Origin of the sequence: Paraburkholderia sp. BL18I3N2 (genome assembly GCF_003001875.1) — a bacterium.
Lineage (GTDB): Bacteria > Pseudomonadota > Gammaproteobacteria > Burkholderiales > Burkholderiaceae > Paraburkholderia > Paraburkholderia phytofirmans.
Map to the genome: position 1 here is coordinate 232,594 of NZ_PVNC01000004.1, position 22,489 is coordinate 255,082.

Genomic DNA, 22,489 nt, shown 5'->3' on the forward strand with positions numbered 1-22,489 from the left:
GGAGCAACTCATGCGAGTCGAACAATTGACGTGTGCCATCGGCGCCGAACTGGTCGGGGTGAATCTCGCCGATGCCATTCACGATGACAGCCTGTTTGCCGCGATCCGGGCGGCGCTGCTTGAGCACAGGGTGCTGTTCCTGCGCGATCAGGACATTTCGCGCGGCGAGCACGTCGCTTTCGCTCGCCGCTTCGGCGCACTGGAGGACCATCCTGTCGCCGGCAGCGACCCGGAACATCCGGGCCTTGTGCGCATCTATAAGAACCAGGACCAGCCCAACGACCGGTATGAAAACGCGTGGCACGCGGACGCCACCTGGCGCGAGGCGCCTCAGTTCGGCGCTGTCCTGCGCTGCGTGGAGTGCCCGCCAGTTGGCGGCGACACGATGTGGGCAAACATGGTTCTCGCCTACGAGAACCTGCCGGGTCACATCAAGACCCAGATCGCGGACCTGCGCGCTCGCCACAGCATCGAGGCGAGCTTCGGCGCCGCGATGCCGATCGAAAAACGTCTCGCGCTCAAAGCGCAATTTCCGGACGCCGAGCATCCAGTCGTGCGCACGCATCCGGAGTCCGATGAAAAGGTGTTGTTCGTGAACGCCTTCACCACCCATTTCACCAATTACCACACGCCGGCGCGCGTGCGCTTCGGGCAGGACGCCAATCCGGGTGCGGGTGAACTGCTTCGCTATCTCATCAGCCAGGCCTACATCCCGGAGTACCAGGTCCGTTGGCGCTGGAAACCAAACAGCATCGCGATCTGGGACAACCGCAGCACGCAGCACTACGCGGTGATGGACTACCCGCCGTGTGACCGCAAGATGGAGCGCGCCGGAATTATCGGCGACAAGCCGTACTGATCGGACCGCAACCATCTGCATGAGATCGGAGCAGCGCGCTAAAGCTCGAACTCCGGTCGACAGGAAACCACTTAATGACTCTTAATACGACGCCGACCATTCTGATTGTGCCCGGCTTGCGCGACCACGTCGCGGAGCACTGGCAAACGCTGCTGGAGCGGAAGTTGCCCAAGGCGGACTCGGTACCACCGCTCGAGCACGAGAAACTCAGTTGCGCTGCGCGCGTTGCGGCGCTCGATGCTGCCCTCGCGAAAATCGATGGCCCGGTGATCCTGGTCGCGCACAGTGCGGGCGTGATGATTACGGCGCACTGGGCCGGCCAGCACAGCCGCAAGATTCACGGTGCGCTGCTCGCCGCTCCTGCCGATCTCGAGACGCCGCTGCCGGCGGGCTATCCGACCATTGATGCGCTGGCCGGAAACGGCTGGCATCCGGTTCCACGAAAGCCGCTGCCGTTCCCGAGCATCGTGGGTGCGAGCCGCAACGATCCGCTCGCGCAGTTCAAGCGTGTGGCGGCGATGGCGGAAGACTGGGGTAGCCGTCTTGTCGATCTCGGCGAAGTCGGTCACCTGAATCCCGCTGCAGGGTTTGGTGAATGGCCCATGGCGGAGACACTGATCCATGAACTCGTCTGATCAGATACCGGTTGGCGCGGTCGATGAACTCGGACCAGGCCAGCGAAAGCTGGCCTTCATCAATGGCCGCGGGGTTGTTCTTTTTAACATCGACGGCGCGATCCACGCGATTGACAACGCGTGTCCCCATCAGGGGGCTTCGATCGCAAACGGCCGTCTCGACGGGGGCGTGCTGAGCTGCCCGGCGCACGGTCTGCGCTTCGACCTCCGCACCGGTCGCATGCCGGGTGTGAGTGGGTTGAGCCTGACGACATTCCCGGTCCAGACCATCGGCGGAAAGCTGTTCGTGAGTATCGAGGACCCAGTCGCCAGTCCCGCGCCGGCACCGGCGTGCAATGCGGCATCGTGATCCGCGCCGCGCGGAAACACACAGCCATTCAGGGGAACAAGGATGCAAGGTTTGATGATGCAACAACCGCTACTGGTCGCTTCGCTGCTCATGCATGCTGAACGCCATCACGGCGAACAGGAAATCGTGTCGCGACGGGTAGAAGGCGACACTCACCGGTATCGGTACCGGGATCTCGCGCAACGCGCGCGCCGCATGGCAAACGCGCTGGCAGGCCTCGGCATCAAGCCGGGCGAGCGGGTTGGGACGCTGGCATGGAATGGCTACCGGCACATGGAGCTGTACTTCGCTGTGTCGGGGTCCGGGTCCGTGTTGCATACGCTCAACCCGCGCCTTCACGTCGACCAGCTCGTGTACATCATCGAACATGCGGAAGATCGCGTGGTGTTCTTTGACCTGACGTTTCTGCCGCTGATCGAGAGCGTCGCGTCGCGAGTCAGGAGCCCGAAGGTCTTCGTTGCAATGACCGATCGCACGCACATGCCGCGAGACCATGGCCTGTCGGCGACGCTGCTGTGCTACGAGGATCTCGTCGACGGTCACAGTGACGCATTCGACTGGCCGTTGCTGGACGAAAACAGCGCCTCGTCGCTGTGCTACACGTCAGGTACGACAGGTAATCCGAAAGGGGTTCTATACAGCCACCGCTCTACGCTGCTGCACACCTACGCGGCGGCGCTGCCGGATTCGCTGAACTGTTCGGCGCGCGATGTGATCCTCCCCGTCGTGCCGATGTTCCATGTGAACGCGTGGGGATTGCCTTATATCGCCTGCATGGTCGGTGCGAAGCTGGTGTTCCCGGGGCCGGCGCTGGACGGCAAGTCGCTTCATGAGCTGATCGAGGGCGAACAGGTCACACTGTCGGCCGGCGTTCCAACAGTCTGGCAGGGATTGCTTGCGCATGTCGACGCGACCACGGGTTCGTTTTCGTCGATGAAGCGCACGATTATCGGCGGCGCACCCTGCCCGACAGCGATGATGACGGCGTTCCAGGCGCGGTATGGCGTCGATGTCGTGCATGCATGGGGTATGACGGAATTGAGCCCGGTCGGAACGATCTGCAGTCTCAAGGCGCATCAGCTGTCTCTACCGGTAGAGGAGCGCTACGCACTTCAGGCAAAGCAGGGACGCCCGGTATTCGGCATGGATATGAAAATCGTCGGTCTGGAAGGCGACGATTTGCCATGGGACGACAGCGCAACGGGCGACCTTCTCGTGCGTGGTCATTGGGTCACGCGGGAATATTTCGGCGGTGACGACACCCCGCCGCTGCGCGACGGCTGGTTCCCAACCGGCGACGTGGCCAGGGTCGATCCCGACGGCTTCATGCAGATTACAGATCGCAGCAAGGACGTCATCAAGTCCGGTGGCGAATGGATCAGTTCGACCGACATCGAAAACATCGCCTACCTGCACCCCGAAGTCACGACCGCGGTATGCATCGCCGCGCGGCATCCGAAATGGGACGAGCGCCCCCTGCTGTTGATCGTGAAGAAGCCTGGCAGCGCACTCGTCCCGAACGAGCTGCTCACGTTTTTTGACGGCCGGCTTGCGAAGTGGTGGAAGCCCGATGCCGTTGTGTTTGTCGATTCGGTTCCGCTCGGTGCAACAGGCAAGGTGCTCAAGAACCGGTTGCGAGATCAGTTCGGCGATTATTACCTGTCGGCCTGAGACACCGGCACGGCAGCAACACCGTTTTATTCGAGGACAAACCATAAACTGCCGGGTCCACCCGGCACGCCTCAAACCCGGAGGAGACACAATGAAATTAAAATCAAGCAGCCTGGCAGTGCTGATAGTTTTTTCCAGCGCAGCCCATGCCCAGTCTTCAGTCACGCTCTATGGCGTAGTCGACAGTGGGCTCCTGTATCAAAGTACCTCGGCGGCAACGTTCCAGCCGACCGCGCGAAACCAGGGGCATACCTATCAACTCAAGGACGGTGGCATCTATTCGAGCTACTGGGGCCTGAAGGGAAGTGAGGACATCGGCGCCGGCTACAAGATCACCTTTAAGCTGCAAGGCACGTTTAACACCACGAACGGCAAGTTTGGGCTGTCCGATACGCCAGGCACGACCGCAATCTTCAACCAGTTCGCGACGATTGGCGCAGCCGGGCCGTTTGGCACATTCGACGCCGGCCGCCAGATCATCCCGATGATCTACGCCATGGCGGAAACCGACGTACGCGGCGCACAGTATTTCGGCAGTATCCTGACTGCGTGGCTCGGCATCAATCAGGCGGCGGGCTGGCCCGGTACCAGCACGAACGCTCCAATCGGCGCCCTCTATGACAGCAATGCGCTGGTCTACAATTCGCCGAAATTCTATGGTGCATCGCTTGCGCTCGAGTACGCGCCGGGCGGCGTCGCGGGACAGTTCCAGGGCGGCACGCGAGAGTCGGCTGTGCTCAAGTATTCGAACTACGGACTGAACCTGTCCGCCGTGTACTACAACGGGCATGACACCAATCCGTTCCCGCTGACCTATCCAGCGGCGCCGGCTATACCTGCGACAGGCCAGGGCAACAATCGCTTCTACTATTTCGGTGCGATGTATACGATCAGCGGATTTTCCATGTCCGCCTCGTATGGCATCGGCAAAAACCCGGCGAAGAGCAACACTGCTGACTTCGAAATGGTGTCGGGCGGCCTCGGCTACCAGTTCAATCCGCGCTTCAGGATCACGTCCGGCTACTACTACCTGAAGGACCGGAATCATTCAGCGAATCACTCGAGCGAAATCGCGGTGGGTGCCGAATACAACCTGTCCCAAAGGACCAAGGTGTACGCGCAAGCTGGCTACGTCGACAACAAGGGGACGATGAACCAGACGATTGTCTACGGGGCACCGGTTGCCCCGGGCATCTCTACCACTGCGGCTATGATCGGCCTCCGCCATAACTTCTGATTCCGTCACCCTCATCAACCGGAGCAATCCATGAAAACAATCAAGACACTTGGGCCGGCGGTCGCCACATTGCTCGTTGCGATGTCCATGACCACGTGGTGTCATGCCGGTGAAACAGCCAGTAGCCCTTCCGGTGCGCAGGGTGCGTCCGCGATGGCGGGATCGGGCTCAGCGGCACCCACGGGACGCAAAGCGGATCGCGCTCTGCGCCGGAAGGTCTATGCTGCCATCGGAAAGTACAAGGAAATTAACGCCGGAGACATCAGTGTCATCGCGAAAGACGGCGCTGTGACACTGAATGGCACGGTCACGGAAGCTGCCCAGATAGACAAGGCCGAGGCGATCACTCGGGGCGTTCCCGGCGTGACGTCAGTGACCAACAAGCTGACTGTGAAGAAGCCATTTGGCGGCATGTAATCTGCCTGCGTCAGCAACGCGGTGGGCAGCGCCGAAGACAACTCGGCCATGCCGACTTCAACCCGTTAGTGGCGACGCCCACGTTCAAATGTTATCGCAATGGCGAGAATGAACGACCGTTGATGGCCAATGTTGTTGAAAAAGTCGTTGACGTCTCTCGCATAAGGTTTTTAGGGGGCGTCTTACCCTTAGCTGGCATTCGCGAACGGTTTGTAGACCGATCCGAGAGGTCGATTTTTTCACCGCCGAGTTGAAAAAGCAGGGCGGCGACTTTTTCACAGCATCAATCTATAGCCGACTTTCAGCCAGTTTCTGCGAACGTTTGCCGCGGACGGGGCCTCCCGGGATTGCGGACCAAACAGTCAACCGCCTGTAACTCCTGTCGGGCTCGCTTATTGCTACCGATATAGGATTAATCCCTGCCAATCGGCGTTACAGGTTAACCAGATGAGCGATGTTGACCCCAAATCCGGAGAATTCAGTTCGGTGTGGCTTCGCCTATGGGCTGAATCCACCCAGGACTATTCCATCTTCGCCCTTTCGCCCGAGGGCACTGTGCTGACATGGAACCCGGGCGGCGAACGCATCCAGGGCTATCGCTCCGACGAGATCATCGGTCAGCCGTTCTCCGTCTTCTATCCGGAGGCGGACCGCGCCTCCGGTGTGCCCGAGGCTGCGCTCCAGGCCGCGACCACGGCCGGGCGGTACGTGGCGGAGGGCTGGCGCGTGCGCAAGGATGGCACGACGTTCTGGGCGAACGTCGTCATGACGGCGCTTCGCGACAGCCACGGGCAGCTTATCGGTTTTGGCAAGGTGGTCCGCGACGTCAGTGACAAGAAGGCGGCTCACGATGCGGTGCTCGAAAGCGAGCGGAGCTTCCGCCTGCTGGTTCAGGGTGTCACCGACTATGCCATCTTCATGCTCTCGCCCGATGGGCACATCACGAGTTGGAACGCCGGGGCGCGGCGCATCAAGGGATACACCGAGAAGGAGATTATCGGCTCGCATTTTTCCCGGTTCTACACGCCAGAGGATGTCGCAGCAGGCGTTCCTTTCCGGGGCCTGGAGACGGCGAGACGCGACGGACGTTTCGAGGCGGAGGGGTGGCGCGTGCGCAGAGACGGCAGCCGTTTCTTCGCGCATGTCGTGATCGACGCCATCCGCGAAGAAGGCGAGCTGGTCGGATTTGCGAAAGTGACGCGCGACATCACCGAGCGGCGACGCGCCAGCGAACTGCTCGAGCAGACGCAAAGCGCGTTGTTCCAGGCGCAGAAGATGGAAGCACTGGGCAAACTGACGGGCGGGGTGGCGCACGATTTCAACAATGTTCTCCAGGTACTGCGGGGCAACCTGGAACTGCTCGAAAGTCGGCATGGCCGTGACGGCTGGAGCGCCGAGCGGCTGGGCAACGCGCTTGACGCGGTCGACCGCGGCGCGAAGCTCGCGTCACAACTGCTGGCCTTTGGCCGCCAGCAGCCCCTTGAGCCTGTCGTCATCAATCCCGCGCGTCAGCTTCAGGCGCTGGACGACCTCCTGCGACGGGCACTGGGCGAGACGATCGAGATTGAGTCCGTGGTCGCGGGCGGCCTGTGGAATACCATTGCCGATCCGCATCAGCTTGAAAACGTGATCCTGAATCTGGCCATCAATGCGCGCGACGCGATGCCGGACGGCGGCAAGCTCACGCTCGAACTCGCCAACGCAACGCTGGACGACGAGTACGTTTCGGCGCTCACCGACGTCACGGCGGGGCAGTATGTGATGCTGGCTGTCACGGACACGGGGACCGGCATGACCCGCGAGGTGATGGAGCGTGCTTTTGATCCGTTCTTCAGCACGAAGCCAGAAGGGCGGGGCACGGGCCTCGGCTTGAGCATGGCGTACGGCTTCGTCAAGCAGAGCGGCGGCCATATCCGGCTCTATAGCGAGGTCAGCGAGGGGACGACCGTCAAGATCTATCTGCCCCGCTCAACCGGCACGGCGGTGGAGACCAGACGAAGCACCGGTGGTGTCCTCAAGCACGGCAGCGAGACGATTCTCGTCGTGGAGGATGATCTGAAGGTGCAAGCGACGGTCGTCGAGCTTCTTAGCGGTCTCGGTTATGCGGTGCTCAAGGCCAACGACGCAGAGCAGGCATTGGCGGTGGTGGCCAGCGGCGTGCATGTTGATCTGCTGTTTACCGACGTGGTGATGCCCGGGGCGCTGCGCAGTCCGGAAATGGCCAGAAGGGCAGTCCAGATGTTGCCCGGGCTGAAGGTGCTTTTTACGTCCGGCTACACGCAGAACGCGATCGTACATGGTGGCCGGCTCGATCCTGGTGTGGAACTGCTAAGCAAGCCGTACAGTCGGCAGCAGCTTGCCGTCAAGGTGCGGCAGGTGCTCGGAAACAGCGAGATCGAAGCGATGGAACCGCGTGCGCCTGCTGCCCGTTCAGGTGATGGCGTCGGGTCGGTCGCAAACGGTCAGGGCCCGCGCATTCTGATCGTGGAAGATGACGCCGCGTCGCTGGAAGCAACCTTCGAGCTATTGACGCTGATCGGGATGAGGCCGAGGCGTGCAGACAGCGCGGCGGCGGCGCTGAATGCATTGCAAGATGAAGACTTTGACGTTCTGTTCACCGACATCGTCATGCCGGATATGTCAGGCACCGAACTCGCTCGGCGCGCAGCCTCCATCCGTCCGGAACTCAAAATTATTTTTGCTTCCGGAAACCCGGTTCCGGTTCACGAGAGATTTGAATTCGAATGGTCGGCGCTGCGCAAGCCCTTCACGCTTGATCAGTTGCGTGCCGCGTTGCAGCCGGCCATGAGGCCGCTGGCGGAGCCGCGCGCCGGTAATAGACAACCAGAGAAAACCGACGCGGCAGGTAAAGGTCCAGGTTCCCGGTAACCTGGGGCAACCGTCTCAACGCCGGCCCGAGGCAGCCGTTGCCCAATGTGCGGACGTTCCGACGTTGTCCGAATTTTCCACAGTTTCGCAGCATCACAGCGGTCAAGTCTGGCCGTCGGTGCGTGAGGTGAAAGGCGGGAGCTTTGTCGAGGGCATCCATAGACGCGGGTGAGACAAGGTAGTACCGTTGAAGTCTGAACTTGAAGAGACCACCCATGCCAAGCAAATACGCGCTCACCGTGTCGCTGACAGAGCACCTTTGTCACTTTGTCGAGGGGCAGGTAGGATCGGGCCGCTACCGTACGGCGAGCGAAGTGGTGCGGGAGGCGCTTCGCCTGCTGGAAGCACAATTTTCGAATCCGATGTTGTCCACGCAAAATGCTGTCGCGCCAGGCGACGAGCCACAGGCCGCTGTCGCTGAAAAAATTGATCGCGGAGTGCCGGTGCAAAGGCGTGGGAGAGCCTTGTGAACGACGTATCGCGGTTCCCGGTCGCCGGCGTCGGCGCCTCAGCCGGAGGCATCGAAGCACTGGACGGTTTCTTTCGCGGGATGCCCGCCGACCCCGGCGTCGCCGTTGTGATCGTCACGCATCTCGGCCCGGAGCGTGAAAGCCTGCTGCACGAGGTCATGGCGCGATATACGTCGCTACCGGTTCAGGTCGCGGCTGACGGCATGCCGATCGAGATAAACCACGTCTACGTGCTACCGTCCGATGTGGTCCTCGGGGTCGAGAACAACCATCTGCGGGTTCACGCACAGCAGACAGGCCGGCGCGAGCGCAAGCCGATCGATATCTTTTTAAGTGAACTGGCAAACGACCGCGGCGAACTGGCCGTCGGTATCATCCTTTCCGGTGGCGATTCCGATGGGACGCTCGGCGTCAAGGCGGTCAAAGAGCGTGGCGGCCTCGCCATGGCCCAGATCGCGGACGGTTTTGGGCCTCAGCATGCGAGCATGCCCGAGAGCGCAATCGCCACCGGGCTCATCGATTTTGCTATTCCCGTCGAACAGATGGGAGCGAAGCTGGCTGAATTTGCCCGAAGCACCTATGTGCTGGACGATATTGCATTCAAGGCCCGAAGCGCCGCGGAACAGCAACATCTCGATGACGCGAGAAAGGCGATTTACTACATCCTGCACGGCCAGCTTGGTCACGACTTCAGTGGCTACAAGACGAACACGTTCATGCGTCGCGTGCAGCGGCGTATGCAGGTAATCCATGTCGAGGCAGTCGATGCCTACGTCGAACACCTGCGGCGCGACCCGCAGGAAGTCGGCGCACTGTTCCGCGACCTGCTCATCAACGTAACCAATTTCTTCCGCGATGCGGATGCGTTTGAGAAACTTACAAGTACTGTCGTCCCGAAACTTTTCGAGGGGCGCGGTGTTGGCGACGTGGTACGCGTCTGGGTCCCCGGCTGCGCGACCGGTGAAGAGGTGTACTCGCTAGCCATTCTGTTGCGCGAACACATGGACCAGCTTGCGGCTCCGCCCCGCGTGCAGATATTCGCCAGCGATATAGACGAACATGCACTCGCGGTCGCGCGCGCAGCCAAATACCCAGGCCAGCTACTGGACAGCGTCTCTCCCGAACGGCGTAACCGGTTTTTCATTCCGGACGGTGCGAGTTACGTCGTGGCCAAGGAGGTGCGCGATCTGTGTATTTTTTCTCCGCACAGCGTGATTCGCGACCCGCCTTTTTCACGGATGGACCTGATTTCCTGCCGCAACCTGCTGATCTATTTCGGCCAGGATGTGCAAGGACAGGTCATTCCAACGTTCCACTATGCGTTGCGCCCGGACGGTTACCTGTTTCTCGGCACGTCGGAAAGTGTCAGCCAGTTCGACGATCTCTTTGCACCGGTCGAGAAAAAGCATCGCATTTTCCGCCGCCGGTCGGTTCCCGCACCGCACGTACGGCTGCCACTGATGGTTTCGTCAATGCGCACCGGTCAAGCGGGCGACCTCGCTACGCGGCGCCCGGAAGTGGGTGCGGTTGCGCTGCGCCAGATGGTGGACGCCCAGGTGCTGGAGCGGTTCTCACCGCCCCACGTGCTGGTCAATCGCGACGGCGACGTTGCGTACTATTCGGCACGAACGGGCAAATATCTGGAACCGCCTGCCGGCATTCCGTCGCGGCAGATATTTACCATGGCGCGCAAGGGCATCCGCCTCGAACTGCGGACCGTGTTCCGGGAAGCGGTTGAAGCCGGTCGTTCAGTGACACGGGAGGGCATCCCGGTCGAGGAAGACGATGGGCGCGTGCAGATCGTGAATGTCACCGTCGAGCCGCTGGCCGGCAAGCCCGGCGTTGAGCCGCTGTTCCTTGTTCTGTTTATCGATCAGGGAGCGGTCCTGAGCCGTGAGGAAGCATTGGGCCGCGCTCATGCCGCGCGCGACGGGACGGCCGCGCAGACAGAACGGGAACTCCGCGAAACGCGTGAGCGCCTGCAGTCCGTGATCGAGGAGTATGAGACCGCGCTGGAGGAACTCAAGTCGTCGAACGAGGAGCTGGTCTCGGTCAATGAAGAGATGCAGTCCACCAATGAAGAGCTGGAAGCGTCGAAGGAGGAACTGGTTTCGCTGAACGAGGAATTGCACACTGTCAATGGCGAACTCAACCGGAAGATCGAAGCACTCGATCGGGCCAACAGCGACCTGCAGAACCTGTTCGAGAGTACGGCGGTGGCCACGGTATTTCTGGACCGGCATCTGGTGATTCGCAGCTTCACGCCCGCTATGACCGAAGTGTTCAATATCCGTCCGACCGACCGGGGGCGACCCATCACCGATCTGGCCAGTCCGTTGCACATGCCGCACTTCGACAGCGACATCGCGCGAACGGTGACTGAGGGCGACGTGATCGAACGCCGTATCGATAGCAAGGATCGGACGAGCAATTATCTGGTGCGTCTCTCGCCTTATCGCAATGGCGACCGGCGGCCCGAAGGTGTGGTGATCACGTTTCTGAACGTCACCGGTCTGACTCACGCCGAGACGCGTCAGAAAGTCCTCATTGCCGAACTGCAGCACCGCACCCGCAATCTGCTCGCGCTCGTCGAGTCGCTTGCGCGTCAGACGCTGAGAAAGGAGCCGCCCGTTGAGGCGTTCATCTCACGGTTGCGCGCCCTGGGACGGCTGCAGGGTCTTCTTGGAAAGGCCACTGGCGAGCATATCGACCTGGGCGACATCGTACGCATGGAGATTGAAACAATCGCCGGCATTGACGCCCGCAATATTCTTATCGATGGTCCAAGCGTTCCCCTTGGTCTTGAATATGTGCAGAACATTGCGCTGGCGATACACGAACTCGCGACGAATGCTGTCAAGTACGGGGTACTGAAAGACGGCCAGGGGCGGCTGGAGGTCTATTGGCGTGTCGAGGACGGTCAGCAGGACCAATCATTGCTGCTGCTGGAATGGCGGGAGAGTGGGCTGCCAACCCCGCCCGATTCCTCAAAGCGTGGATATGGACGACAGTTGATCGAGCAGGCGCTGGCGTACTCGTTGCGCGCGAAGGCGGAACTGGTTTTTGGTCACGACGGCGTCTCGTGCCGGATTGAGATGCCTTTCGAACGGAAGGGTCGCTTTGCTGCCGACCAGAGTTGACGAAAAATGGATGGAACGGATACAGACATTCGGGGACGCCGGATACTGGTCATCGAAGACGACTTCCTGGTCGCGCAGGCGCTTTGCAGCCTGATCGAAGAGGCCGGAGCTACAGTTGTTGGTCCGCTGGGCTGGCTGGGCGAAGCGCTCGCGTATGTCGAATCCAACAAAGACCAGTTCGATAGCGCGGTACTCGACGTGGACCTGCACGGCGAAAAGTCGTACGCGCTCGCGGACTGGCTGGCTGAGCGCAACGTGCGCTTCGTCTTCACGACCGGCTATGGCGCGGATGCGCTCGATCCTGCCTACTCCGGCTACCCTCGCTGCGAGAAGCCATTCGATCCACGCGCGCTTTTCCGGGCGCTTGCTTCCCGTAACCCCTGACGCCGGTGGCCTGATCTCCCGACCCGCGGAGGTCAATAACGAATGGGACGTGGCAGCGAGAGGCGCCTCAACCCCTCACTTATTCACCATCTTCGCCGGCACGCTGATCGCCAGCAACCCGCCGAGCACCATGAACGCCGCCAGCATATACATGCCGGAGTCATTCGCGGCCGTCGCCTGTTTGAGCCAGCCCACCGCATACGGACTCAAAAAACCCGCCAAATTGCCGATCGAGTTGATCATGGCGATGCCGGCAGCGGCGCCCGTGCCGGCGAGGATCGCCGTAGGCAAACTCCAGAACAGCGGCAGGGTAGTGAGAATGCCCATGGTCGCCAAAGTTAGCGACGCCATCGCCAACACAGTGTTATGCGTCCAAACCACAGAAAGCACCAGCCCAATCGCCCCCGCAAACGCCGGCAGCGCAATATGCCAGCGCCGCTCCCGCTTCCGGTCCGCACTACGCGACACGAACACCATCGCCACTACAGCGCCCGCGAACGGAATCGCCGAAAGCAAGCCGATCGTGAACGCATCCGTCACGCCAGTCGCTTTAATGATGGTCGGCAACCAGAAGCTCACGCCGTAAAGCCCCATCACAAACGAGAAGTACGTAAGACTGAGCATCAATACCCGCCCACTCGTCAGCACCTGCCGAATCGGCATATCGTGCTTGGTCGCCTCCTCCGCAGAAACATGCCGCTCAAGCAACTGCTGCTCTTCCTTGGTAAGCCACTTCGCCTTCGAAATCCGATCGTCCAGCAGGGCAAAAACCATGATCCCGACGATCACCGAAGGAATCCCTTCGAGCAGAAACAGCCATTGCCAGCCATGCCAGCCGTTCAAACCGTTAAAGGTCTTCAGGATATAGCCCGACACCGGCCCGCCGATCACACCCGACAACGCAATCGCCGTCATAAACCACGTAGTCATGCGACCACGCCGATGCGCGGGATACCAGTACGTGAGATAAAGAATGATCCCAGGAAAGAACCCCGCCTCAGCCAGACCAAGCAGAAAGCGCATCACATAAAACATCGTCGGCGTAGTAACGAACATGGTCAGCATGGAGATCACGCCCCACGACACCATGATCCGCGCGATCCACACCCGGGCGCCGACCTTATGCAAGATCACATTGCTCGGAATCTCGAAGATGAAATAGCCGACAAAGAAAATCCCGGCGCCGAAACCATACACCGCATCGCTCAGCCCAAGATCGCTGGTCATTTGCAGCTTGGCGAAACCGACGTTGACGCGATCCAGATACGCGACCACGTAACAGAGCATCAGAAGCGGCGCGAGCCGCCAGGTGACTTTGCGGTAGGTGGCCTCTTCGAAAGTGGAAGGCGGCGCACCCGCGCCGGGATGGTGGAGCGGATTTGCGGGACTAGCCATGGTGTCTCCTCTTTTCTTGTGGAATTGAAGTACTGCCGTCGATCGATTCTATCCGCGCTGCGTGGTCTGCATGACGAATCGATACCCGGGGAAAACACTGACTGCGGCGAGGGCCGTTGCACACGAAACCCTCGCGGACCAGATACGGCGCGGCGCTACACGCAGCGCCCGCCGTCCACTTCGAGACACACGCCGGTGATGAACTCCGCCTCGTCCGAAGCCAGATAAAGCGCGGCGTTGGCGATGTCCTGCGGCGTCGAAAAACGCCCGAGCGGAATGCCCGCAAGAAAGCGCTGGCGATTTTCCGGCGTATCTTCCACGCCCATGAATTCGGACAGCAGCGCCGTCTCGCCGATCACCGGATTTACGCAGTTCACGCGTATGCGGTCCGGACCCAGCTCGACCGCCAGCGACTTGCTCGCGATAATCACCGCGCCTTTGCTGCCGTTGTACCAGACGAGCCCGGGGCGCGGCCGCACACCCGCCGTGGATGCAATATTGATGAAGCAGCCGCCGCCTTGCTCGCGGAAATACGGCACGAATTCCTGCACGCTCCAGTAGATGCTTTTGACGTTCACCGCATAGACGCGGTCGAATTCGGCTTCCGTCACATCCATCACCGGCTTGTTGCGATGCGTGGTGCCCGCGTTGTTGACGACGATCTGCACGCTGCCGAAGTCTTCAAGCGCGGCCTCGCGCAGCTTTTGCCAGTCTTCACGTTGAGCGACGTTGCCCGCCACCGCGATTGCCTTGCCGCCGGCCAACGCGATTTCGCTGGCCACGCGCTCGGCGGCCGGGCCGTTCAGATCGTTGACCACCACGTTCGCGCCTTCGCGCGCGTAGGTCTTCGCAATGCCTTCACCGAAACCCGAGCCGCCACCTGTGACGATGGCCGTTTTACCTGTCAACCGCATGATGTCTCCGCTGTTTGTTGTGGATGGTGATGCGCGTACCTGACTAACCGTGCTTGATTGCAATGGTCTTGAGCACCGTGAAGCCATACAGCGCTTCAAAGCCCTTTTCCCGCCCATGGCCCGAATGCTTGACGCCGCCGAACGGCAGTTCGACGCCGCCGCCCGCGCCATAGTTGTTGATGAACACCTGGCCGGAGCGCAGGCGGCGCGCGAGCCGCATCTGCCGTGCGCCGTCGCGTGTCCAGATGCCGGCGACGAGACCGAACGGCGTACCGTTGGCAAGCTTCAAAGCTTCGTCTTCGTCGCTGAACGACATGGCGGCGAGCACGGGGCCGAACACTTCGTCGCGAGCGAGGCGGTGGCTCGCGGGCACGTCGCGCAGCAGCGTCGGCGCCTGATAGAAGCCGCTTTCCGGCGCTTCGGGAATCACCTCGCCGTGCGCCGCCATGGCGATGCCGTCGTGCTGCGCATCCGAGAGGAAATCCCACACGCGCTGCTGCTGTTTCGCGCTGATCAGCGGTCCGCAGTCGAGGTCGGCCTGCGAAGGGCCGACGCGCAACGCGTGAAACGCGCTGCTCAGCCGGTCGAGCAAGGGCTCGTAAATGGCCCGGTCGATCAGCACGCGGCTGCCCGCCGAACAGGTCTGCCCGGCGTTCTGCACGATCGCCGACACCAGCACGGGCAGCGCCGCGTCGAGGTCCGCATCGGCGAAAACGATTTGCGGCGACTTGCCGCCCAGTTCCAGCGTGACCGGCACGTGATTCTCGGCGGCCATTTGCGTGACGAGCTTGCCGGTATCCGGCGAGCCGGTGAACGAAATGTGATCGATGCCCGGATGACGCGCAAGCGCCGCGCCCGCTTCATGGCCATAACCGGTGACGATATTCAACGCGCCGGCCGGCAGACCCGCCTCGGCAGCGAGTTCGGCGACGCGTAACACGGAAAGGCACGCATCCTCTGCTGGCTTGACGACGCATGCGTTGCCGGTGGCGAGCGCCGCCCCCACGCTGCGGCCAAAAATCTGCATGGGGTAATTCCAAGGCACGATATGGCCGGTCACGCCGTGCGGTTCGCGAATCGTCAGCACCGTATAGCCGGTCTGGTAAGGCAGCGTTTCGCCGTGCAGCTTATCCGCCGCGCCGGCGTAAAACTCGAAATAACGGGCGAGGGCGGCCGAATCGGCGCGCGCCTGCTTGAGCGGCTTGCCGGTGTCGCGCGCTTCGAGTTGGGCGAGTTCTTCCTGCCGCGCGGCGACCAGCATGGACAGCCGGTACAGGACGCGTCCGCGTTCGGCGGCGCTGGCTTGACCCCAGGGGCCTTCGAACGCGCGGCGCGCGGCGTGCACGGCGGCGTCGATATCCGCCGCGGTGCCGCGCGCGAGTTGGGTGAAGGGCTGGCCGTCCGAGGGATCGAGCACGGCGATCGTCTCGCCGCCTGATGCGGCGGACCACTCGCCGCCGATGAAATGCCGGGCTTCTTCCATGCATGCTCCTTGAGGTGTCACGAGCACCGCGCTGCGGTGACGTGGTGTTCACAAACGAGAGGCACAATCGAGAGACGCCAGACGATTATCGCCCCGATCCAACGACGGATGCCATTGGGCGATTGGCTATAATGGCGTATTCAGCACTGTCCGGCCGCAGCGCCGCTGCTCGAGGCGAGTTTCACGTTGCATCCCGTTCGAGCGAGCGCGCCGCACGCCGTGTTCCGAATTCCATCCCGACCAGAGAGCGCTCATGAGCTTCAATAACGTCCCCGCAGGCAAAGACCTTCCGCAAGATTTCAACGTCATCATCGAAATCCCGGCGCAAAGCGATCCGGTGAAGTACGAAGCCGATAAGGAAACGGGCCTGCTCCACGTCGATCGTTTCATCAGCACGGGCATGCGCTATCCGGCGAATTACGGCTACATCCCGCAAACGCTGTCGGGCGACGGCGACCCGGTCGACGTGCTGGTGATCACGCCGTTCCCGCTGCTGGCAGGCTCCGTGGTGCGTGCCCGCGCACTCGGCATGCTGCAAATGACCGACGAATCCGGCGTGGACGCGAAGCTGGTCGCGGTCCCGCACGACAAGGTCTGCCCGATGACCGCCAACCTGAAGTCGATCGACGACGTTCCGGCGTATCTGAAAGATCAGATCAAGCACTTCTTCGAGCAATACAAGGCGCTCGAGAAGGGCAAGTGGGTGAAGGTCGAGGGCTGGGCGGACATCGAAGCCGCGCACAAGGAAATCACTGAGGGCGCGGCGAACTACAAGAAGTAAGCTGCGTCACACCTGGTGAATAGAAAAAACCGCGCGAGCCTGCAAAGGCCGCGCGGTTTTTTCATGGCGGGTCGAACCGCGAGGCCGGTGCGCGCCGCGTAGTCGCGGAGTGTGGGCACATAGACGCAGTGCATCGACAGGATGAATCGAAGCCATTTTTATATCTACGCGTAAACCCGTATTATTGGCCGCCTGCATACGCGTGCCTGCCGCCGGCCGGCGCGCTGCGCCGACGCGGCACCAATCCGCGTTCCCTGGAGCTCATCTTTCGGATGCTGAATCGCAAGTCCAACCCGTCGTCTTCGTCGCAACGCTGGTCGAACTGGCTGTATGCCGTCGCCAGCGCGATCTACCGCAAGCGGCCGGTATGGATGGTGTCGTTTTCGACCAGCGAGGCCAGCCTCTCCGAAGGCTTGCGAGCGGCTTGCGCGTCGACGGCCATGCTCGCGCTCGGCAATCTGCTGCACGAACCGACATTTGCGTGGGCGGCGATCGGCGCGTTCTGGACCTGCCTCGCCGACGCGGGCGGCTCCAACCGCGCGCGCTTTGCATCGATGATGGGCTTCGCGGTGCTGTCCACGCTGTGCGGCGGCCTGACCGCTTACGCTTCCGGGGCAGGGGCCGTGTTCGCCGCGCTCGCGGTGCTGGTGTTCACGACACTCGGCGCATTCGGCAGGATCTGGGGCGCGGCCACGTCACAGGTGACGATTCTCGCTGCCACCGCATGCGTCGTGATGGTCGACCGGCCGATGCACAGCGTTCGGCAAGGCATGGCGTTTCTCGGCATCTACCTGGTGGGATGTCTGTTTGCCGTGGCGCTGAGTCTGACGGTCTGGCGCATTCATCCGTTCGGCACGAGCCGCTCGTCGCTGCGCGCCGTGTATCTGCGGCTCGCCGATATCGCAGTGGACAGCGCGCGCTTGCTCGAACGCCGCGCGGCACGTGGCGAGTGGGCCACGCATGCCGCGAAGTTTCGCGCCGATGCCCGCGCCGCGCTGGAGCGTTCGCGCAAAGTGCTGGCGCGTGTGCCCGCGTCGAGAACGGGTGGCCGCGAAACCTACGACACGCTGCTCGGCTTGCTGACCGACAGCGAAGCGTTGTTCGCGTATCTGATCGCCGTCTCCGGTGCATGTGAAAGAGTCCCCGACGACGCATGGCGCGCGCAACGCGCGGCCCGGCTGCTGACGGTAATGGGCGACGTGCTGCGCGGCATTGGCGCGGCCGCCAACGACGCACAGTGGGCTCGTCTCGCCGATTTGCAACTGCGTTTGCGGCGTTTTGCTCGGCGCCTCGAAACCGCCTTGATGGAGCCCGTGACGCTGAAGTCCGACTTCGAACTGGTCGACTTCACGCCGGTGCACGCAGAGCCCGAAGGCTGGCGCGACAGCGCCGCGCGGCTTTTCACACGCGTCTGGTCTACCTTCAAGGCCAACCTGTCGATCGAGTCTGTCGGCTTGCGGCACGCGGCCCGCGTCGGCGTGACAACCACCACGGGTTTTCTCGTGATCCGTGCGCTCGGCCTGCCGTTCGGCTACTGGGCCACCATGGCGACGCTGCTGATCCTGCAACCGTCGATTGCCGCGACCTGGCCGCGCAGTATCGAGCGCGCGGCCGGCAGCATCGTAGGCGGCGTGCTGGCGGCGGCGATCGGTTATGCGATCCATTCGCCGCTCGGCATTTCGCTCGCGGTGTTTCCGCTGGTGATGGCGACCATGGCGCTGCGTCCCGTGAGCTACAGCCTCTTCGTGTTGTTCCTCACGCCGACCTTCGTGCTGGTGGCCGACTTCGCGACGCCGGGCGCCAGCGAATTCGCCTATGCGCTCACGCGGCTCGGCAACAACGTGCTCGGTTGCGTGTTGGCGCTGCTGGCCACCTTCTATCTCTGGCCGACGCGCGAAAAAATCGACTATCGCGCATATCTGAGCGAGGCGGTGCGCGCCAATCTCGCTTATCTGAGAGCCGCGCTGGAATCGCCTCGCCGCAGCGAGAAAGAGATGGAGCGCTTGCGCCGCGCCGCGGGTCTGGGCAGCAATAACGCGGAGGAAGCCATCGGCCGGATGCGCCTCGAAAAACTCGAGGACTCGATGGTCGATACCGTCACGCTCACCGTGCTGAGCCTGTTGCGAAGGATGGCCGGCACCGCGACGCAACTGCGCCTGAGTACGAACCGGCGTGACATGCACGATGAACTCGGCGCGTGGATCGCGACCGTGAGCGCGGAGATCGACGCCGCGTTGAGTCGAACCTTGCGGCCGGTGCGCCTTGGGCTCCCCGCGCGCGAAGGGCTGACTTCACTGGAAGCCGATGCGGTGGGCGAGCTTGCGCTGATGCATCGGCTGCTCAATGAGCGGATGCGTGAGGCGAGGGGGTAACACGCGGCAGTGCCAGGAAGAAGGGCGAACCTGAAGCGTTGTCAGGACGCGCCGGTTTTTTCCTCAGCTTGCTGTTCGTCGACAGCCGGTTCGGGTTCGGGCAACGGCATCACCGATTCGAGCGTGCGCAGTCCCGCTGCAAGCGCCCGCTTCTCGGAAGGCGACAACCGCTTGACCCAATACTCCGCGCGCGAAGCAGTAGACCGATCCGTCAATTCGAACGACGCCAGCACCTGCACCGGCTTGCGCGAACGCGTATAACGCGCGCCTTCGCCACTCACGTGTTTATCGAAGCGTGCCTGCACATCGACGGCGATGCCGGTATAAACGCTGCCGTCCGAGCATTCGAGCAGATAAAGAAACCAGGCCATGAATGCGCTTCAGCCTTTGAACGGATTGTGTTCGCGCAGCTCATCTACATACGCGTGGATGCTGTTCTTTTCGTTGTCGAGAAAGTGGCCGACCGCATCGGCGAACGCGGGGTGCGCGAGCCAGTGCGCCGAGCGCGTGACCGTGGGCAGAAAGCCGCGGGCCATCTTGTGCTCACCCTGGGCGCCGCCTTCGAACGCGCCGAGCTTTTCCTCGATGCAGAATTCGAGCGGCTGGTAGTACGCCGTTTCGAAGTGCAAACACGGCACGTGTTCCAGCGCGCCCCAATAGCGGCCGTACAGCGTGCCGCCGGTTTTCGCGTCGCGCTGATACACCACCAGCGAACTCGCGATCGGCTTGCCTTCGTATTCGGCGATCACGAGCAGCAGGTTCTCCGGCATCGACGCGCCGATCATGCGGAAGAAATCGAGGTTCAGATACGGACTCGAAAAGTGCTCGCGGTACGTTTGTCGATAGCACTTGCTGAAGAAACGCCAGTCCGCGTCCTGAATGTCCTCGCCGCGAATCCGGCGCATCGTCACGCCGGCTTCGTGCACTTTACGACGCTCGGCGCGAATGTTCTTGCGCTTCTTCTGTTCGAGCGTGGAGAGGAAGTCGTCGAAGTCGCGATAGCCGTCGTTGAGCCAATGAAACTGCACGCCTTCGCGTTGCATCATGCCCATTTCGGTGAGCGCGCCGGCTTCCGTTTCGGTGGGAAACAGCACGTGCAGCGACGACACGTCGGCCTGCTCGGCGAACGCCATTAGCGTCGCGGCCAGGTGCCTGAGCGCATGCGTATCCGCCGACAACAGCCGGTTGCCTTGCACCGGCGTGAACGGCACCGCGCACAACAGCTTCGGGTAATAGGGCAAACCGTTGCGCTTGTAGGCGTCGGCCCAAGCCCAGTCGAACACGTATTCGCCGTATGAGTGCCCCTTCAGATACACGGGCGCGGCGGCCACGAGTTTGTCCGTGCGCGGATCCGTCAACGTGACGAATTGCGGCGCCCAGCCGGTATCCGCGACCGCACAGCGGGTCGCATGCAATGCGCTCAAGAACTCATGCCGCAGAAACGGCGTGGGCTGAGACTGCTGCGCGAGCAGGGCGTTCCATTCTGCGGCGTCTACCTCGGAGGGCGACGCCAGAATGCCCGTGCGATAATCAAAGCGTTCCTGGTTCAATCTGTGTGACTGTTTCCAATGAGCGGCGCGGCGCGCTAGTGGTAAATCAGGCGCCATGCCGTTCGTTTATCCGATTTGTCCATTCCGTCGAGCTAACCAGCCGCGGTACTCGCAAGCCACGTTGGCTTGCCTGTCGATCCTGCCATGAAGACCCGAATCGCTCTTGCTCAAATCAATGTCACCGTCGGCGACTTCGCCGGCAACGTCGCGAAGATTGTCGCTGCCGCGCGTGCCGCGCACAACGATGGTGCGAAGCTGCTGATCGCGCCTGAACTCGCGCTGTCCGGCTATCCGCCCGAAGATCTGCTGCTGCGTCCCGCGTTCTATGCCGCGAGCGCGGCGGCGCTCGCCGACCTCGCCGCGCAACTCAAGCCGTTCGCCGGCTTGCATGTGATCGTCGGCCATCCGCTGCGCGACGTCACGCACAGCGCGGCGCACGGCCATGGTAATGCAAACGCGCCGATCGAGCGCGGCGTGCCGCCGGTCGATACCTTCAACGCGGCCTCGCTGATCGTCGACGGAGAAGTGCGGGGCACTTATCGCAAGCAGGATTTGCCCAATACCGAGGTGTTCGACGAGAAGCGCTATTTCGCGTCGGACCCGCAGCCGTTCGTGTTCGAACTCGATGGCGTGAAGTACGGCGTGGTGATCTGCGAGGACGCGTGGCATGCGTCGGCTGCGCAAATGGCGAAGGCGGCGGGCGCGCAAGTGGTGCTGATTCCGAACGGCTCGCCGTATCACCTGAACAAGGAAGCGGTGCGCTTCGACATTCTGCGCGCGCGGATTCGCGAGACCGGGTTGCCGATGGTCTACGTGAACATGGTCGGCGCGCAGGACGAACTGGTGTTCGACGGCGGCTCGTTCGTGCTCGACGCGCAGGGCGCGCTGGTCGCGAAGATGGCGCAGTTCGAGGAAGCGACCGCGATTGTCGAATTCGAAGACGGCAAGCCTTTGCCCGCAGCGATCGCGCCGGAGCAGTCGATCGAGGCGCAGGTTTACGCCGCGCTCGTGATGGGCGTGCGCGACTACATCAACAAGAACGGTTTCCCGGGCGCTTTGATCGGCCTGTCGGGCGGCGTGGATTCGGCGCTGGTGCTGGCCGTCGCATGCGACGCGCTCGGCGCGGACCGCGTGCGCGCGGTGATGATGCCGTCGCGCTACACGGCGGACATTTCCACCACTGATGCCGCCGAGATGGCGCGCCGCGTCGGCGTGCGCTACGACGAAATCGCGATCGCGCCGATGTTCGACGCGTTTCGCAGCTCGCTCGCGGAAGAGTTCGCCGGCCGCGCCGAAGACGCCACCGAAGAAAACATTCAGGCGCGCATTCGCGGCACCTTGCTGATGGCGCTGTCGAACAAATTCGGCTCGATCGTGCTGACCACCGGCAACAAGAGCGAAATGGCGGTGGGCTACTGCACCTTGTACGGCGACATGGCCGGCGGCTTCGCGGTCATCAAGGACATTGCGAAAACGCTCGTCTACCGCTTGTGCCACTACCGCAACCAGGCGACCACCTTCGCAAAACAGGACGTCATTCCCGAGCGCATTCTGACGCGCGCGCCCTCGGCGGAACTGCGCGAGAACCAGACCGATCAGGACAGCTTGCCGGAATACGACGTACTCGACGCGATCATGCGCATGTACATGGAAGAGGACCGCTCGCTCGCCGAAATCATCGCGGCGGGCTATGCGGTCGACGACGTCAAACGCGTCACGCGCCTCATCAAGATCAACGAATACAAGCGGCGTCAGGCGCCGATCGGCATTCGCGTCACGCATCGCGCGTTCGGGCGCGACTGGCGTTATCCGATCACGTCGCGCTACACCGAACCGGTGGAGTGAACTTTAAGCGAACGGCTGCGGACTTACCCGAAGCGCGCGCCGGATTGCCGCAACGCATCCGGCGCGGCGTAGAATAAAAATCATCCATTTCCCTTTCA

Annotated in this window: 18 protein-coding genes; 13 read left to right on the plus strand and 5 right to left on the minus strand. The window is 62.1% G+C overall.

Annotation, left to right across the window (positions count from 1 at the left end; genetic code table 11):
* The first annotated feature begins 10 nt into the window (after window positions 1-10).
* The 10 genes from B0G75_RS14125 to B0G75_RS14170 all read left to right on the plus strand — a co-directional run bounded on the left by B0G75_RS14125 (window position 11) and on the right by B0G75_RS14170 (window position 12,051).
* Window positions 11-859: a TauD/TfdA family dioxygenase gene (locus tag B0G75_RS14125; RefSeq protein WP_106306196.1), complete on the plus strand. Its 849-nt coding sequence runs from the start codon at window positions 11-13 to the stop codon at window positions 857-859.
* A gap of 74 nt (window positions 860-933) precedes the next feature.
* A complete protein-coding gene (locus B0G75_RS14130) occupies window positions 934-1,494 on the plus strand; it encodes an alpha/beta hydrolase (protein WP_106306199.1) in 561 nt (186 codons plus the stop codon).
* Window positions 1,481-1,843, plus strand: coding sequence for a Rieske 2Fe-2S domain-containing protein (locus tag B0G75_RS14135; protein ID WP_106306202.1), 363 nt, complete (start codon window positions 1,481-1,483; stop codon window positions 1,841-1,843). Before B0G75_RS14130 ends, B0G75_RS14135 begins: the two co-directional genes overlap by 14 nt.
* Window positions 1,844-1,885: 42 nt before the next feature.
* Window positions 1,886-3,514 (plus strand): 3-(methylthio)propionyl-CoA ligase, encoded by a 1,629-nt coding sequence (locus B0G75_RS14140; protein WP_106306206.1) that lies wholly within the window; start codon window positions 1,886-1,888, stop codon window positions 3,512-3,514.
* 91 nt (window positions 3,515-3,605) lie between these two features.
* Complete coding sequence (locus tag B0G75_RS14145) at window positions 3,606-4,751, plus strand: porin (RefSeq protein WP_106306209.1); 1,146 nt, start codon at window positions 3,606-3,608, stop codon at window positions 4,749-4,751.
* A gap of 30 nt (window positions 4,752-4,781) precedes the next feature.
* Window positions 4,782-5,168, plus strand: a complete 387-nt coding sequence (locus B0G75_RS14150; protein WP_106306212.1) for a BON domain-containing protein — start codon at window positions 4,782-4,784, stop codon at window positions 5,166-5,168.
* A gap of 447 nt (window positions 5,169-5,615) precedes the next feature.
* A complete protein-coding gene (locus tag B0G75_RS14155; protein ID WP_106306215.1) occupies window positions 5,616-8,057 on the plus strand; it encodes a PAS domain S-box protein in 2,442 nt (813 codons plus the stop codon).
* Between the two features lie 215 nt (window positions 8,058-8,272).
* Window positions 8,273-8,527, plus strand: coding sequence for a type II toxin-antitoxin system ParD family antitoxin (locus B0G75_RS14160; RefSeq protein ID WP_106306218.1), 255 nt, complete (start codon window positions 8,273-8,275; stop codon window positions 8,525-8,527).
* Window positions 8,524-11,667: a CheR family methyltransferase gene (locus B0G75_RS14165; RefSeq protein WP_106306221.1), complete on the plus strand. Its 3,144-nt coding sequence runs from the start codon at window positions 8,524-8,526 to the stop codon at window positions 11,665-11,667. The genes B0G75_RS14160 and B0G75_RS14165 overlap by 4 nt, the downstream gene beginning before the upstream one ends.
* A gap of 6 nt (window positions 11,668-11,673) precedes the next feature.
* Entirely contained in the window at window positions 11,674-12,051 is a 378-nt protein-coding gene (locus B0G75_RS14170) for a response regulator (RefSeq protein WP_106306224.1), read from the plus strand.
* Between the two features lie 75 nt (window positions 12,052-12,126).
* Here B0G75_RS14170 and B0G75_RS14175 read toward each other — a convergent pair whose 3' ends face one another.
* From B0G75_RS14175 to B0G75_RS14185, 3 genes are all read right to left on the minus strand, one after another.
* Complete coding sequence (locus tag B0G75_RS14175; protein ID WP_106306227.1) at window positions 12,127-13,446, minus strand: MFS transporter; 1,320 nt, start codon at window positions 13,444-13,446, stop codon at window positions 12,127-12,129.
* Window positions 13,447-13,601: 155 nt separating this feature from the next.
* Window positions 13,602-14,360, minus strand: a complete 759-nt coding sequence (locus tag B0G75_RS14180) for an SDR family oxidoreductase (protein ID WP_106280016.1) — start codon at window positions 14,358-14,360, stop codon at window positions 13,602-13,604.
* A gap of 43 nt (window positions 14,361-14,403) precedes the next feature.
* Window positions 14,404-15,843, minus strand: coding sequence for an aldehyde dehydrogenase family protein (locus B0G75_RS14185; RefSeq protein WP_106306230.1), 1,440 nt, complete (start codon window positions 15,841-15,843; stop codon window positions 14,404-14,406).
* Window positions 15,844-16,096: 253 nt separating this feature from the next.
* Here B0G75_RS14185 and ppa point away from each other — a divergent pair, with 253 nt between their 5' ends.
* Window positions 16,097-16,624: an inorganic diphosphatase gene (ppa, locus tag B0G75_RS14190; protein WP_012432139.1), complete on the plus strand. Its 528-nt coding sequence runs from the start codon at window positions 16,097-16,099 to the stop codon at window positions 16,622-16,624.
* A 272-nt stretch (window positions 16,625-16,896) separates the two neighbouring features.
* Window positions 16,897-18,996 (plus strand): FUSC family protein, encoded by a 2,100-nt coding sequence (locus B0G75_RS14195; protein ID WP_106306233.1) that lies wholly within the window; start codon window positions 16,897-16,899, stop codon window positions 18,994-18,996.
* 41 nt (window positions 18,997-19,037) lie between these two features.
* On the opposite strand, the gene B0G75_RS14200 is transcribed toward B0G75_RS14195, so the two are convergent.
* Both B0G75_RS14200 and B0G75_RS14205 read right to left on the minus strand, forming a co-directional pair.
* Window positions 19,038-19,367 (minus strand): GIY-YIG nuclease family protein, encoded by a 330-nt coding sequence (locus B0G75_RS14200; RefSeq protein WP_106306236.1) that lies wholly within the window; start codon window positions 19,365-19,367, stop codon window positions 19,038-19,040.
* A gap of 9 nt (window positions 19,368-19,376) precedes the next feature.
* On the minus strand, window positions 19,377-20,546 hold the full coding sequence (locus tag B0G75_RS14205; RefSeq protein WP_106306239.1) for a GNAT family N-acetyltransferase: 1,170 nt from the start codon (window positions 20,544-20,546) through the stop codon (window positions 19,377-19,379).
* A gap of 144 nt (window positions 20,547-20,690) precedes the next feature.
* Between B0G75_RS14205 and B0G75_RS14210 the strand changes: the two genes are divergently transcribed.
* The gene (locus B0G75_RS14210) at window positions 20,691-22,391 is read left to right on the plus strand and encodes an NAD+ synthase (RefSeq protein ID WP_106306242.1); all 1,701 of its coding nucleotides are present in this window, start codon (window positions 20,691-20,693) and stop codon (window positions 22,389-22,391) included.
* Window positions 22,392-22,489 lie beyond the last annotated feature (98 nt).